This is a genomic window from Azorhizobium oxalatiphilum (assembly GCF_014635325.1).
Classification (GTDB): domain Bacteria; phylum Pseudomonadota; class Alphaproteobacteria; order Rhizobiales; family Xanthobacteraceae; genus Azorhizobium; species Azorhizobium oxalatiphilum.
Genome location: NZ_BMCT01000008.1, coordinates 48,931 through 62,530, shown reverse-complemented (window position 1 = coordinate 62,530; position 13,600 = coordinate 48,931). Strand labels below are relative to the sequence as shown.

Sequence of the window (13,600 nt, the reverse complement as noted above, 5' to 3'; positions counted from 1 at the left end):
GGATTTGGCTCGATCTGATACCTTCAGGGTATGACCATCACTCTCGCCCAGTTGCGCTATTTCTGCGAACTCGCCGATGCCGGCACCTTCGGCCGCGCCGCCGCCCGCCTCCACATGTCCCAGCCGCCTTTGTCGCGGCAGATCGCGGCGCTGGAAGCGGAGCTGAAGACCGAGCTGTGCGTGCGCGGCGCCAAGGGCATCGTGCTCACCCCGGCCGGCGTGCAGTTCCTCGCCGACGCCCGCGACGTGCTGCGGCAGATGGCCCGCGCCCGGCGGAACGTGGCGGCGGCGCGGGCGGGGGAGATGGGGCAGCTCTCCATCGGCTTCACCATGTGCGCCGCCTACAGCGTGGTGCCCGCCCTCATGCGCCGCTACCGGGACGCCTTCCCGCAGGTGCAGCTCAAGGTGCGCGAGATGATGCCGGTGGTGCTCGATCAGGCGCTGCGCAGCGGCTAGGTGGATCTCGGCATCAGCTTTCCCGACGCCTTCGCCACCCCCACCGCCTCCAGACTGCTGCTGCGCGAGCCGCTCCATGCGGTGCTGCCGCACACCCATCCGCTTGCCCGCGCGCGGCGGGTGAAGGTGCGCGATTTCGAGACCGAGCGTTTCCTGATCGTGCCCCGCGATCAGGCCCCGCTGCTGCATGATGCGGTGGTGCGGCGCTGTGCGGGCGCGGGATTTGCGCCGCGGATCGCCCTGGAGGTCTATCTCCAGCAGACTATCGTCAATCTGGTGGCCGAGGATCTCGGCGTCGCCTTCGTGCCCGCCTCCATGCAGCGGGCGCAGGTGAAAGGCGCCGCGTTCCGCCGCATGGACGATCCGCCGGAGGTGGATCAGGTGGCCCTCTGGCAACCGGACAATGCCAATCCCTGCCTCTCGGGCTTCCTCTCCATCTGCGACAGCCTCGACCCGCCGATGGGGGTCGCCGCGCAGCCGCTCTGAGCCCGTCGCTCAGAGCGTGCGGCTGGCATTGCCCTTCATGAGGATGGGTCCGGTCGGGCGCCCCGTGGGCGAGCCGCCGGCAGGCTCCAGCGTCACCTCGAACAGCTGGTCGGTCGCCGTGCGCGGCAGATGCTCGACGTTCAGATCGAGGCTGCGCAGGGCATTGAGCAGGCCCACCGACACCGGGCCGCGACTGCGATCCCACAGCGTCCAGACCTGAAGCGACTTGCCCTCGGGCGCGCTCAGCGCCTCCAGCGGCACCAGCTCCGTGCGCCCGTCGGCAAACGCATTCACCACGGCGGCGGGGCGGTTCTGGTCCGACAGCAGCACCGCCACCAGCACCGGCGTGCGGCCCGCCGTGCGGACCATCAGGCCGAGGCCAACCGCCAGCACCAGCGCGGCGGCCATGGCGCCGAGCCCGACCCCGCGCCAGAGCGGAAGGTTGTCCCACAGGGGCCGGCGTGCAGCCGGGGGCGCGGCGAACGGCACCACCGTCGCCTCGGCTGCGGGCCGCTCCTGCGCCACCGTGGCGGCGATGCGCGCCCACAAATCCTGCGCGGGATGTTCCGGCCGCGCCGTCGCGTCCAGCTCGGCGAAGCGGTGGCGCCAGTGTTCCACGCGGGCGGCAAAGTCGGGGTCGCGCGCGATCCGCGCCTCGCAGCGCGCGCGCTCCGCTTCGTCCAGCAGGCCGATCACCAGTTCGCCGGCCAGTGCGTCATCCTCCTGCCGGATCATGCCATGCACTCCCGCAGCGCCAGCAGGCTGCGCCGCATCCACGATTTCACGGTGCCGAGCGGCACGCCCAGCCGGCCCGCCAGCTCGCCGTGGCTGAGGCCGCGCGTATAGGCCAGCACCACGACGCTGCGCTGCACCGGCTGCAACCGGCCGAGACAGCGCCGCAGCGCACCGGCTTCGGACAGGGCGGTGACGGCGGCTTCGGCATCCACGCTTTCGTCGGTCATGCCCATCGGCTCGAAATCATCGACGAGATCGGTACGTCCCTCGCCCCGCAGCACGTCGAGCGCCCGGTTGCGCAGAATGGCGAACATCCAGGTCCGCGCCTCCCCGCGCTCGGGATCGAACAGGGCCGCCTTCTCCCAGATGCGGACGAAGGTGTCGTGCACCACATCCTCGGCAAGCTCCCGCCGGCGCAGCAGACGGATGGCGACGCCCGTCATCTGCGGGGCCAGCCCGTCATAGAGGCGGCGCAGGCACGCCGCGTCGCCCGCCGCGCAGCCGGCCAGCGCCTGCGCCAGGCCATCGTCCCGGCGGCCCGGAAGCGGTTTTGTCATCGCTGGCATCAAGCCTGGATCCCGTCTTGCGCGCGCAGTGTCGTCCTGCGCGATTACGCTGCGGCACGGCCAATGGATGCACTTGAAGAAAAATGATTTTTCTCTGCATCCAGAGCGCCTGCGGAGCTGTACCCCCTGTGACCCGGGCTGAATGCCGGGCATCCGAAAGGGAGTTTGGCTCATGAAGACCCCGATGATGGCCCTCGCGATTTCCGCCCTCCTCGCCGGCACGGCGGGTGCGGCTCACGCCCAGAGCGTGGTGGCGCTGCTCGATGGCAACATGCTGGCCGTGGTGGATGTGAAGGCGATGAAGGCCGGCGCGCCCATGAAGGTCTCCGGCGTGGACGGCAAGCTGGTGGGCATCGACGTCCGCCCCGCCGACGGCATGCTCTACGGCCTGTTCGAGGATGGCACGGTGGCCACCATCGACACCAAGAGCGGCGCGGCGATGAAGAAATCCAAGCTCGACACCATGCTGCCCATGGGCACCATGGCGACCGTAGACTTCAACCCGGTGGCCGACCGGCTGCGCGTGATCGGCAGCGATGGCACCAACCTGCGGGCCAATGTGGATGACGGCAAGGTCACGAAGGACGGCAGCCTGAAGTTCGCCGAGACCGACATGCACAAGGGCGAGACGCCCAAGATCGTCGCCGGCGCCTATACCAATTCCATGAAGGGCGCCAAGGAAACCGCGCTGTTCGACGTGGACGCTACCATCGGCGCGCTGGTGAAGCAGGCCCCGCCCAATGACGGCGTGCTTACCGCCGTGGGCAAGTTCGGCATCACCGCCCCCAGCTATGCCTTCGACATCGCGGCCGGCGATGGCGGCACCAACGATGGCTGGCTGATGGCCGGCGACACGCTCTACAAGGTGGATCTGACCAGCGGCAAGGCGACCGCCGCCGGCAAGGTGGCGGGCGTGTCCGGCAAGGTGCACGACATCGCCATCCTGCCCGCCATGTGAGGCAAGGGCACGCGGGGCCTAGAGCATGTTCGGCTTTGATTGCTCCGCAATCCAAGCCGAAAAACATTCTCTCAGCCCCTCACAGCTTCGCCAGCGCGGCGGACAGCACCGCCGCGCGGGCATCCCAGTCCTCGGTGGACACGCTCGCCCGGCGTTCCGCCGCGCGCGGATCGGATGCCGCCTCCCGGATGGCCATGGCGAGGTCGCCGCCGGGATCGATGCAGGCGACGTGCGCCTCATAAGGCACCAGCGCGGGAAAGCGGGTGGCCGCGATCGGCGTGCCCGAAGCCAGATATTCCCGCAGCTTCAGCGGATTGCAGGCGCGGATCTGCGGATTGTCCAGGAACGGGATCAGCGACACGTCCCAATGCTGCGCATAGGCGGGCAGCACGTCGTGCGGGCGCGGCCCCAGGAAATGCACGTTGGGGATCGTCTCCAGCGTGGAAATGTCGGTGCGCACGGGGCCGATGAAGACGAAGCTCCAGTCCGGCATGGCGCGGGCCGCCGCCGCCAGCATGGGAATGTCCAGCCAGTCTGAAATGCTGCCGTAGAAGCCGGCCACCGGCCCCGGCGGCAGATCGAGGGGACGCGGCACGGGGGTGGAGAACAGCGCCCCATCCACCCCATGGGGCAGCAGCAGCACGTTGCGGCCGGGAAAGCGCGCGGCCAGCGCCTCGCTCACCACCACGATGAGATCGGCCTTCGCCGCAAGGCGCGCCTCCATCTCCAGCACCGGGCCGTGATCCACGCCGGTGAGCGCGCCGAAATCATCGCCGCAATAATAGACCAGCGCGCGCTCGCCCAGGGCCCCCACCACGCTCACCGCGCTCGGCAGCGAAGCCCAGAGAATGGGGCGCGAGATGCCGGTTTCCGCCATGGCGGCGCGCACCTGCCGGCCGATCAGCAGCCGGTTGGCGGCCTCCGCCAGCGTGCTGCCCGGCCACGGAATGGCGAAGGGCGCCAGCACGCGGGCCGGCCCCGGCCCGTCCGCATGCGCATCGCGCCTGGCAGCGGGAGCAGGCGCAGCCGCGCGTCCACGCCCGGCCATGGCCCTGAGCTTGGTGGCGATGCGCCGGAGATCCTGCGCATTCAGCTTGGGCCTGCGCAGGCCGATGGAATTCACCCACAGCACCCTGCGGTCACGGGCGAGCCGCCCGACCAGATGCTGGGTGGAGGAGGGGTGGCTGCCCCAATCCTCCCCGAACACCACGAGATCGGCGGTCATTCGCCCGGCCGCGCCAGCGGAACCACGGTGGCGGACGGACCGACGGGCGGCACCTCGGGCAGGCGCGTCGGCACCACCGTCACCACCTCCTCCTGCGCCGACAGCAGGCGCCACAGCGACACCGTCATGGCGAGGATCACATAGAGCGGCCACGCCAGGCCCTGGGTCAGGAAGGTGCCGGCCACGCAGAAACTAGCCAGACTTGCCGCGAGGGCATAGGCGATGATCACAAGGCGCGGATCGGTGCCCGGCTCCTCGATGGCCTTCAGGCATTTCCAGCTGCGCTTGAGCAGCAGGCCCACCATGGTGATGAAGGCGGAAAAGCCGAGGAAGCCGGTTTCCGCCAGCACGCCGAACCAGGTGGAATGCACCGCGTGCTCGTGGCCGTCCCAGTCCTCGGTGTAGAAGAAGTAGTTGGCCGGGAAGGTGTTGACGCCGACCCCGAGCAGCGGATGGGCCTTGGCCATGTTCCAGGCGGTGGTCCAGGCGTTGAGGCGGCCCTGCGCGCTTTCGTCGATGCCCGCTTCCGCCGCGCCGCCCGACGAGCGGCCGGCGATGCCGGCGACGATATAGAGCAGCACCATGGCCGCGCCGCCGCCGCCGAACAGCAGCAGCTTGTTCTTCACGAACCGGCTGCCCAGCACCGCCACCACGGTGGCCATGCCCAGAAGACCGCCACGGCTCTGGGTGGCGATGATGGCCGCCACCACGAAGCCGAAGCCGATCAGGCCGAGAAGGCGGTTGAGGAAACTGGTGCGCCCCGACGCCAGAGCCCCGGCGAAGCCCAGCGGGAACAGCAGGGCAAGGGCCAGATCGTTGGGATCGCCCAGCACCGAGCCCTCGGCGCGGCCGATGGTGACGCGGGTGCCTTCCACGAGGCCGATGCCGTTCACCTTGTTGTAGAGCGCCACGCAGGACACGGCGATGCCGCCGATGATGATGGTCTGCATCGCCAGCTGGAAATCGGCCGCCTTGCGGGTGGTCCAGGCGATGAGCAGGGTCATGATCCCCACCTTCAGGAAGGTGTCGGACCAGAATTTGTAGGAGAGGTCGCGCCCCGTGGAGATGAACATGGAGGCGGTGACGAAGAAGAAGAACACCGCGAAGGCGGTCATCTCCACCGACCAGATCGGCTTCACCGTGCGCATCAGCACCAGATGCCAGAACATCACGATGATGGTGAGCTGGGCCAGCAGCTGCGGGATGCGCAGCTCCGACAGCGCCGGAAACGCCTCATGGATGCGCAGGAAGGAGAAGCACACGAAGATGATGCAGGGCACCGAGGGGCGCTTGAAGGCCAGCACCACCAGCACCGAGCCGCCGGCGAGCATGAGCGGCAGCTCCAGCCCCGGCTTCGACATCCAGAAATAGAAGATGAACCCCGTCGCCAGCAAGGCGACGATGATCTGCATCCAGTGCGTTTCGCGCTTGTAGCCGGTGCTCGCCGGTTGGCCGGCCGACGAATAGGAGCTTTCGGTCACGTCTGCGGTCTCGGTGAGGGCGCCGGTTAAGCCGTCATTCTATACACAGGATGCGTTAACGACGAGATGCCAACCGGAAGCTGAGCCGGGCCAACCTGCTCCAACTTGATCACGAAACCGCGCTATCCCCGCCCGGCAGCCGCGCGCCCGCCGCCGCGTAGACGGCCCGCACCTTCGGCAGCAGCACATCCACCGCATAGCCCGCCCGCGCGGTGCGCCACGCCGCCTCCCCCATGGCGGCACGGGCCGCCGCATCGAGGCCCGCCCATGCGCGCACGGCGCTTTCCATGGCGTCGAGGTCGCCGGCCGGGAACAGATAGCCGTTCTCGCCTTGCCGGATCAGATCCGGCAAGGCCCCAACCGCGCTGGCCGCCACCGGGATGCCCGCCGCCATGGCCTCGATGGCGGCCAGCGGCAGGCCCTCGGCACGCGAGGGCATCAGCAGCAGGCCGATGCGCGGCCAGATGGCGCCCGGTGTGGTGACGAGGCCGTGAAACTGCACCGCCGCCCCGGTCTTCGCCTGAAGCTCCGGCCGCATGGCCCCGTCGCCGAACGCCTCGAATGCCAGTCCTGAGCCGGCAAACTTCTCCGCCAGCGCGCAGAAAAGATCCGGCCCCTTCTCGTGACTGAACCGGCCGACGAACCCCACCGTGTCGGGGCGTGCGCCATGCGGCGGCGCGGCCGGGACGGGGACGAAATTGCCGATCACCTCGGCCGCGAACGGCAGTCCTTCGGCAATGGGCCGCGAGACCGCGATGCGGCGGGCAAGGCAGGAGGTCCAGCTGTCTAGCGTCTGGTAGAGCGAGACCGGGAACCTGCCGCGCTCCCCCGCATGGAAAGTGGACACGCAGGGCACGCCGGCCAGCTTCGCGGCCAGCCGGCCGAGAATGCCGGCCTTGTAGCCATGGGTGTGGAGAATGCGCGGGCGCGCCGCCTTCAGCGCCGCCAGCAGTCCCTTGAAGCCGCCGGACAACGTGCGGTGGGGCACGCCTGCGGCATCGAGCTGCGCGAACCACGGGTTGGCGCCATGATCGGCGATCAGGATCACGCGCACGCCGAGCCCCTGCCGCATCAGGGCCGCCGCAAGCACGCCCATATGGGTCTCGATGCCGCCCACGGTGGAGCTGTCCACCAGCAGCCACACATCGTCCTGTCCCTGCCGCCCGCCGCCGCCCGCCACCGTCATTTCGTCGCTCCCCTGCCCGCGCAGCCCATCTATGTCACGCTGGCCCCTGTTTCCGGCCGCAGGCTCTGATATATGCCCGCAACGATATTCGAACGAAGGGCCCGCGACCCATGTCCACCGTCACTGCTTTCACCGACAAGGCCACCGCCGCGCGGCTCACCGCGCGCATGCTGCTGGAAGTGGAAGCGGTGCGCTTCTCCTCCGGCGAGCCCTTCATCTTCACTTCCGGCTGGGCGAGCCCGGTCTATATCGACTGCCGCCGGCTGATCTCCTTCCCCCGCGTGCGCCAGACGCTGGTGGACTTCGCCATCTCCAACATCTACCGCGAGATCGGCTTCGAGCAGTTCGACACCGCCGCCGGCGGCGAGACGGCGGGCATCCCCTTCGCGGCCTGGATCGCCGACCGGCTGATGCTGCCCATGCAGTATGTGCGCAAGAAGCCCAAGGGCTTCGGCCGCAATGCCCAGATCGAGGGCCATCTGGATGAAGGCTCCCGCGTGCTGCTGGTGGAGGATCTCACCACCGACGGCCGCAGCAAGGTGAATTTCGTGCAGGCCCTGCGCAATGCGGGCGCCGTCTGCGACCATTGCTTCGTCTTCTTCTATTACGACATCTTCAACGAATCGAAGCAGATCCTGAAGGACGCCGGCCTTGAGCTGCACTATCTCTGCACCTGGTGGGACATCCTGGCGGCGGTGAAGGAAATGAACCGCTTCCCGCCCGAGCAGGTGGCAGAGATCGAAAGCTTCCTCAACGATCCGCACGCCTGGTCGAAGGCCCATGGCGGCGCCTCGCAGATGAGCGAGTGATACCGAAAACCATGGATCTCTACCCCCTCGTTCGCCCGCTCCTGCCGCTGATCAGCCCCGAGCAGGCCCACACCCTTGTGGTGAAGGGCCTGAAGAAGGGCCTGATCCCGCTCGATGGCGGGCCGGACCTGCCGATCCTGGCGACGCGGGTGTGGAACATCGACTTCCCCAACCCCATCGGGCTGGCGGCCGGCTTCGACAAGCATGCGGAGATCATCGACCCGCTGCTCGCCATGGGCTTCGGCTTCGTGGAAGCGGGCTCGGTGACGCCGCGCCCGCAGCCGGGCAATCCCAAGCCGCGCCTGTTCCGGCTGGATGAGGACGGCGGCGTCATCAACCGCTTCGGCTTCAATTCCCACGGCCTCGCCCCCTTCATCTACCAGTTGGGCAAGCGCCGGGCTGCGGGGCTGCCGGGCATCGTCGGTGCCAATGTGGGGAAGAACAAGGAAACCGAAGACGCCAGCGAGGACTATGTGGCCGGCGTCTCCGCCACCTGCCGCCTCGCGGACTACATCGTCTGCAACGTCTCCTCGCCCAACACCGCCGGCCTGCGCCTGCTGCAGGGCCGGGCCGAGATGTCCGCCCTCATCGGCAACGCCATCCGCGCCCGTGACGAGAGCCTGCCCGACGTGGCCACCCGCCCGCCGCTGCTGGTGAAGATCGCCCCCGATCTCGACGACGACGCTTTGGCCTCCGTGGCCGAAGTGGCGCTGGAGCTGGGTGTGGACGGCATCATCATGGGCAACACCACTCTGTCGCGCCCCGACAGCCTGAAGAGCCGCCACAAGGGCGAGACCGGCGGCCTCTCAGGCAAGCCGCTGTTCGCGCTCTCCACGGAACGGCTCGGCGCGCTCTACCGGCTGGTGCGCGGGCGCATCCCGATCATCGGCTCGGGCGGTGTGTCCTCGGGCGCCGACGCCTATGCCAAGATCCGCGCCGGCGCGGATCTGGTCCAGCTCTATTCGGCGCTGGTGTTCCAGGGCCCTGCGCTCATTCCGCGCATCAAGGCGGATCTGGCCGCGCGCCTCCAGGCGGACGGCTTCCGCAGCGTGTCCGAGGCGGTGGGCGTCGATATCAAGTGAACCGACCGGCCGGTGGCCGGTCAGTTCGGCTTAAGGCTCAGACGGCGGCTGGCGGCGCGCCGCCCTCGCGGGCCTTCACGTCCCGGGCGATGAGGTCGCGGATCTCTTCCAGCAGCACCTCGGACTTGGCCGGCGGCGTCACCTTCTTCTCTTCCTGCTTGAAGGTGTTGATGGCGCGCACCACGAAGAACAGCACCGTCGCCACGATCATGAAGTTGATGGCGATGGTGATGAAGGCGCCATAGGCCACCACCGCGCCCTGCTTCTTGGCATCCACCAGATTGTCGGCGGTCACGGCCGACGACAGGGGCAGGAAGTAGTTGGAGAAGTCGAGGCCGCCGGTGACGGCACCGATGATCGGCATGAACACGTCGCCGACGAGCGAACTCACGATATTGCCGAAGGCCGCGCCGATGATGACGCCGACCGCGAGATCGACGACGTTGCCGCGCATCGCGAACTGGCGGAATTCCTTGAGCATCCGGGATCTCCTCGTTTGCCGCCGGGATGCGGCACCATGCGGCATCCCGGACTGTCCTCGTCGCTTGAGCCGGGCCATCGGCCCGCGGGCGCCACACACGGGTGGCCGGGCGGCCCGAAGGCCACCAAGTCCAAGCTTGCCACAGATGGCTGTATTGCGGTGCCCCTCATCGCTTAACGCGGCGGCGGCGATTTCGTGCCCCATATAATCGCAGCTTGACCTCAAGCGCGGCGCGGGGTGCGGCGCGGACCTCGGCTCCCCGGACATTTAGAGGGCTGGCAAAGCGCAGGCGTGACGCTTTCATGACTTTGAGCGCGATGGCTCCTATGATAGGGAGTGCCGGCGTTCGGCAACGGACGCGGCTCAAAGGCCGATGAAATCACCCTTCGTGGACAGCATGGCGACAGCAGAGAGAATGGCAGACCGGCAGACCAGCTTCGAGTATGAGGACCTCCTTGCCTGCGGGCGGGGCGAGCTCTTTGGTGCCGGGAATGCGCAACTTCCCCTTCCCCCCATGCTGATGTTCAACCGCATCTCGGAAATCTCCGAGACCGGCGGCGAGTTCGGCAAGGGCTTTGTGCGCGCCGAGCTGGACGTGAACCCGGACCTCTGGTTCTTCCCCTGCCACTTCAAGGGCGATCCGGTCATGCCGGGCTGCCTCGGCCTCGACGCCATGTGGCAGATGGTGGGCTTCTTCCTCGGCTGGCTGGGCTCGCCCGGCCGTGGCCGCGCGCTCGGCCTCGGCGAACTGAAGTTCTCCGGCCAGGTGCTGCCGAACATGAAGAAGGTTGTCTACGGCGTCGACTTCAAGCGCGTCATGCGCTCGAAGCTGGTGCTCGGCATCGCCGACGGCTTTCTGGCCGCCGATGGCGAGGTCATCTACCGCGCCAAGGATCTGAAGGTGGGACTGTTCCAGGCCGACCAGGCGCCTGCGGGCGCCTGACGCCCGCGCGTGCCCCTGTCCGCCGCCCGGTCATCCGATCGCGGCCGGCGGATGTCTTGCGGACCGTCCCGGTTCGCCCATATTGATCTCGCCCGCCCGCCATCCGGCACGGATTAGCGCGGCGCCGGGCGCTCCGGGCAGGAATGCCGGAGGTTCTGACCAGGAGGTGCCATGCGGCGCGTCGTCGTCACCGGGATGGGCATCGTCTCGTCTATCGGGAACTCCACGCAGGAAGTGCTCGGCAGCCTGCACGAGGCCAGGAGCGGCATCACCACCGCGGAGGACTACGCGCGCCTCGGCTTCCGCTCGCAGGTGCACGGCGCTCCGACGCTGGTGGCCGAGGACGTGGTGGATCGGCGCGCCATGCGCTTCCACGGCGGCGGCACCGCGTGGAACCATGTCGCCATGGAACAGGCCATCCGCGATGCCGGCCTCGAGGAGAATGAAGTCTCCAACGAGCGCACCGGCCTCGTGATGGGTTCGGGCGGTTCCTCCACCCGCACCATCATCGAAGCGGCCGACACCGCCCGCACCAAGGGCCCCAAGCGCGTGGGCCCGTTCGCGGTGCCCAAGGCCATGGCCTCCACCGCCTCCGCCACGCTCTCGACCTGGTTCAAGATCAAGGGCCTGAGCTATTCCATGTCGGCCGCCTGCGCGACGACCAACGTGTGCATCGGCAACGCCTACGAGCAGATCGCCTTCGGCAAGCAGGACCGCGTGTTCGCCGGCGGCTGCGAGGATCTGGACTGGACGCTCTCCGTGCTGTTCGACGGCATGGGTGCCATGTCCTCGGGCTATAACGAGACCCCGTCCGTCGCCTCGCGCGCCTATGACAAGAACCGCGACGGCTTCGTCATCTCGGGCGGCGCCGGCGTGCTGGTGCTTGAGGATTACGAGCTGGCCAAGGCGCGCGGCGCCCGCATCTATGCGGAAGTGGCCGGCTATGGCGTCTCCTCCGACGGCGCCGACATGGTCGCCCCTTCGGGTGAAGGTGCCGAGCGCGCCATGCGTCTCGCCATGGCCGACATCAAGGCGCCCATCGACTACATCAACCCCCATGCCACTTCGACGCCCATCGGCGACCTGAAGGAGATCGAGGCCATCCGCGCCGTGTTCGGCGACAAGTGCCCGCCCATCTCCGCCACCAAGTCGCTGACCGGCCATTCGCAGGGCGCCACCGGCGTGCATGAGGCGATCTACTCGATCCTGATGATGCAGAACGGCTTCATCACCAAGAGCGCCCATATCGACGAGATCGACCCGGCCTTCGCCGACATGCCGATCCTGCGCGAGCGCGCCGACAACGTGCATCTGGGCCATGTGCTGTCGAACGGCTTCGGCTTCGGCGGCGCCAACGCCTGCCTGGTGCTGAAGCACCCGGACGCCTGAGGCGGCGGCTTACAGAACAAGGTACCGTCCCGTTCGTCGCGCGATCGGGACGGACGTTGCATCGGTTGTCCGACAGGATTGGAAACCCGAGGTGATCGCAGCCGCCATGGCGCTTGGCGCCGAGGTCTGCTATCGCGATTGCAACATGGCAATCAAGGACCTCTGTCAATGCACGACCTGATGACGGGCAAGCGCGGCCTGGTGATGGGTGTGGCGAACGACCACTCCATCGCCTGGGGCATCGCGAAAACCTTGGCCGGTCAGGGTGCGGAACTCGCCTTCACCTATCAGGGCGAGGCCATGGCCAAGCGGGTGCGCCCGCTGGCCGAGAGCCTCGGCGCCAAGCTCGTGGTGCCCTGCGACGTGGAGGATCTCGCGAGCGTCGATGCGCTGTTCGATGCGCTCAAAGCCGAATGGGGCACCATCGACTTCGTGGTGCATGCGGTGGCCTTCTCCGACAAGTCGGAGCTGAAGGGCCGCTATGCGGACACCAGCCGCGAGAACTTTTCCCGCACCATGCTCATTTCCTGCTTCTCCCTCACGGAGATCACGAAACGGGCCACGGAGCTGATGCCCAACGGCGGCTCCATCATCACCCTGACCTACGGCGGCGCCACCCGCGTCATGCCGAACTACAACGTCATGGGCGTCGCCAAGGCGGCGCTTGAGGCGAGCGTGCGCTATCTGGCGGCCGATTACGGCCCGCAGGGTGTGCGCGTGAACGCCATCTCCGCCGGCCCGGTCCGCACTCTGGCGGGCGCCGGCATCGCCGATGCCCGCCTGATGTTCAACTACCAGAAGCGCAACGCCCCGCTGCGCCGCACGGTGTCGCTGGACGAGGTGGGCGGCTCGGCCCTCTACCTGCTGTCGGAACTCTCCGGCGGCGTGACGGGCGAGATCCACTTCGTGGACAGCGGCTACAACATCATGTCCATGCCGCATCCGGACGTGCTGAAGACGCAGGAAGACGCGGAAGCCAAGCTGGAGGCCGACAGCCTCGCCGGCGGCGCCGCGCCCCACGCGGCCCCGAAGGCGGCCGAGTAAGCCGCATTCCGCCATCCATCGGACGGGCGCCCCGCGACAGCGGCGGCGCCCGTTTTCGTTTGCGCTCCGGTTGGTGGCGGGTGGCGGCTGACCCGCGCTAGAATCGACGTGACGTTCTCCACGCAAAGGCAGACGCATGATCCGAACCCGGCGCCCGTTCCTCCTTGGTGTCATCGCCGCCCTTCTGGCGACAGCAGCCCCCCTTGCCCCCGCAGCGGCCACGGAGGTGGAGGAGAACGAAGCGCTCGTTATGCGGATCGTGTTCGAGGACTGCCTCGGCTACATCCGCGCCGGCACGACGCCGTTCGCGGGGCTGGACACCCGCCCGGCGTCGGAGGAGGCGCTCAAGGCGGTGCACCGGACCATGCGCGCCCACGGCACGACGGTGCAGTTGCTGGCGCCGCGCTATGTGGCGGCGTGGGGCGAGGCGCCGGATGCGCGCTTCTGCGTGGTGCACACCGTCTATGGCGAGAACGGGCCACCCGGCGACGGCAAGCTCGGCGTGCGGCCGGAGGGTTTCATCGCCCGCGTCACCGAACGGGCCGCCAAGGCCGGGCTGACGCACGCCGAGACCAGCGACGTCTTCTCGCCGGTCCACAGCACGAGATGGGCCGAGCCGGAGACCGGCTTCGAGGCCGGCCCGAAGCGCCCGATCGCCCTCTCCCTCATGCCCACCGCCGCCAATGCAGACAAAAGCCTGCTGGACGCGGGCCTGATCGTCATGGGCGGGCCGACGCTGGGCAAGCCCTGAACGCCCAG

The 13,600-nt window shown here is 68.4% G+C and carries 13 protein-coding genes and 1 pseudogene; 8 read left to right on the top strand and 6 right to left on the bottom strand.

Going from position 1 to position 13,600, the window contains the following annotated elements; all coding sequences use genetic code 11:
* The first annotated feature begins 30 nt into the window (after window positions 1-30).
* Window positions 31-942: pseudogene (locus IEW24_RS28860) on the top strand (LysR family transcriptional regulator).
* Between the two features lie 9 nt (window positions 943-951).
* Here the strand turns inward: IEW24_RS28860 and IEW24_RS22190 are convergent.
* Both IEW24_RS22190 and IEW24_RS22185 read right to left on the bottom strand, forming a co-directional pair.
* Complete coding sequence (locus IEW24_RS22190) at window positions 952-1,677, bottom strand: anti-sigma factor (RefSeq protein ID WP_188582786.1); 726 nt, start codon at window positions 1,675-1,677, stop codon at window positions 952-954.
* Window positions 1,674-2,234, bottom strand: a complete 561-nt coding sequence (locus tag IEW24_RS22185) for a sigma-70 family RNA polymerase sigma factor (RefSeq protein WP_188582784.1) — start codon at window positions 2,232-2,234, stop codon at window positions 1,674-1,676. Before IEW24_RS22185 ends, IEW24_RS22190 begins: the two co-directional genes overlap by 4 nt.
* A 181-nt stretch (window positions 2,235-2,415) precedes the next feature.
* On the opposite strand from IEW24_RS22185, the gene IEW24_RS22180 reads away from it, so the two are divergent.
* Complete coding sequence (locus tag IEW24_RS22180) at window positions 2,416-3,201, top strand: DUF4394 domain-containing protein (protein ID WP_188582782.1); 786 nt, start codon at window positions 2,416-2,418, stop codon at window positions 3,199-3,201.
* Window positions 3,202-3,280: 79 nt separating this feature from the next.
* On the opposite strand, the gene IEW24_RS22175 is transcribed toward IEW24_RS22180, so the two are convergent.
* The 3 genes from IEW24_RS22175 to IEW24_RS22165 form a co-directional block, all read right to left on the bottom strand.
* Window positions 3,281-4,426, bottom strand: coding sequence for a glycosyltransferase (locus tag IEW24_RS22175; RefSeq protein ID WP_188582780.1), 1,146 nt, complete (start codon window positions 4,424-4,426; stop codon window positions 3,281-3,283).
* Window positions 4,423-5,907 (bottom strand): O-antigen ligase family protein, encoded by a 1,485-nt coding sequence (locus IEW24_RS22170; RefSeq protein WP_188582779.1) that lies wholly within the window; start codon window positions 5,905-5,907, stop codon window positions 4,423-4,425. The genes IEW24_RS22175 and IEW24_RS22170 overlap by 4 nt, the downstream gene beginning before the upstream one ends.
* 109 nt (window positions 5,908-6,016) lie before the next feature.
* Entirely contained in the window at window positions 6,017-7,093 is a 1,077-nt protein-coding gene (locus IEW24_RS22165) for a glycosyltransferase family 4 protein (protein ID WP_188582778.1), read from the bottom strand.
* A gap of 110 nt (window positions 7,094-7,203) precedes the next feature.
* Between IEW24_RS22165 and IEW24_RS22160 the strand changes: the two genes are divergently transcribed.
* Entirely contained in the window at window positions 7,204-7,902 is a 699-nt protein-coding gene (locus IEW24_RS22160) for an orotate phosphoribosyltransferase (protein ID WP_188582777.1), read from the top strand.
* Window positions 7,903-7,913: 11 nt separating this feature from the next.
* On the top strand, window positions 7,914-8,984 hold the full coding sequence (locus tag IEW24_RS22155) for a quinone-dependent dihydroorotate dehydrogenase (protein ID WP_188582775.1): 1,071 nt from the start codon (window positions 7,914-7,916) through the stop codon (window positions 8,982-8,984).
* 37 nt (window positions 8,985-9,021) lie between these two features.
* On the opposite strand, the gene mscL is transcribed toward IEW24_RS22155, so the two are convergent.
* Window positions 9,022-9,465 carry a large conductance mechanosensitive channel protein MscL gene (gene mscL, locus IEW24_RS22150; protein ID WP_188582773.1) on the bottom strand — a complete coding sequence of 148 codons (444 nt, stop codon included), beginning with the start codon at window positions 9,463-9,465 and terminating at the stop codon, window positions 9,022-9,024.
* Window positions 9,466-9,880: 415 nt separating this feature from the next.
* Here mscL and fabA point away from each other — a divergent pair, with 415 nt between their 5' ends.
* The 4 genes from fabA to IEW24_RS22130 all read left to right on the top strand — a co-directional run bounded on the left by fabA (window position 9,881) and on the right by IEW24_RS22130 (window position 13,592).
* Entirely contained in the window at window positions 9,881-10,408 is a 528-nt protein-coding gene (gene fabA, locus IEW24_RS22145) for a 3-hydroxyacyl-[acyl-carrier-protein] dehydratase FabA (protein ID WP_188582771.1), read from the top strand.
* Between the two features lie 171 nt (window positions 10,409-10,579).
* Entirely contained in the window at window positions 10,580-11,797 is a 1,218-nt protein-coding gene (gene fabB / locus IEW24_RS22140) for a beta-ketoacyl-ACP synthase I (protein WP_188582769.1), read from the top strand.
* Between the two features lie 168 nt (window positions 11,798-11,965).
* Window positions 11,966-12,841 carry an enoyl-ACP reductase FabI gene (fabI, locus tag IEW24_RS22135; RefSeq protein WP_188582767.1) on the top strand — a complete coding sequence of 292 codons (876 nt, stop codon included), beginning with the start codon at window positions 11,966-11,968 and terminating at the stop codon, window positions 12,839-12,841.
* 136 nt (window positions 12,842-12,977) lie between these two features.
* Window positions 12,978-13,592, top strand: coding sequence for a hypothetical protein (locus IEW24_RS22130; RefSeq protein ID WP_188582765.1), 615 nt, complete (start codon window positions 12,978-12,980; stop codon window positions 13,590-13,592).
* The last annotated feature ends 8 nt before the right edge of the window (window positions 13,593-13,600 follow it).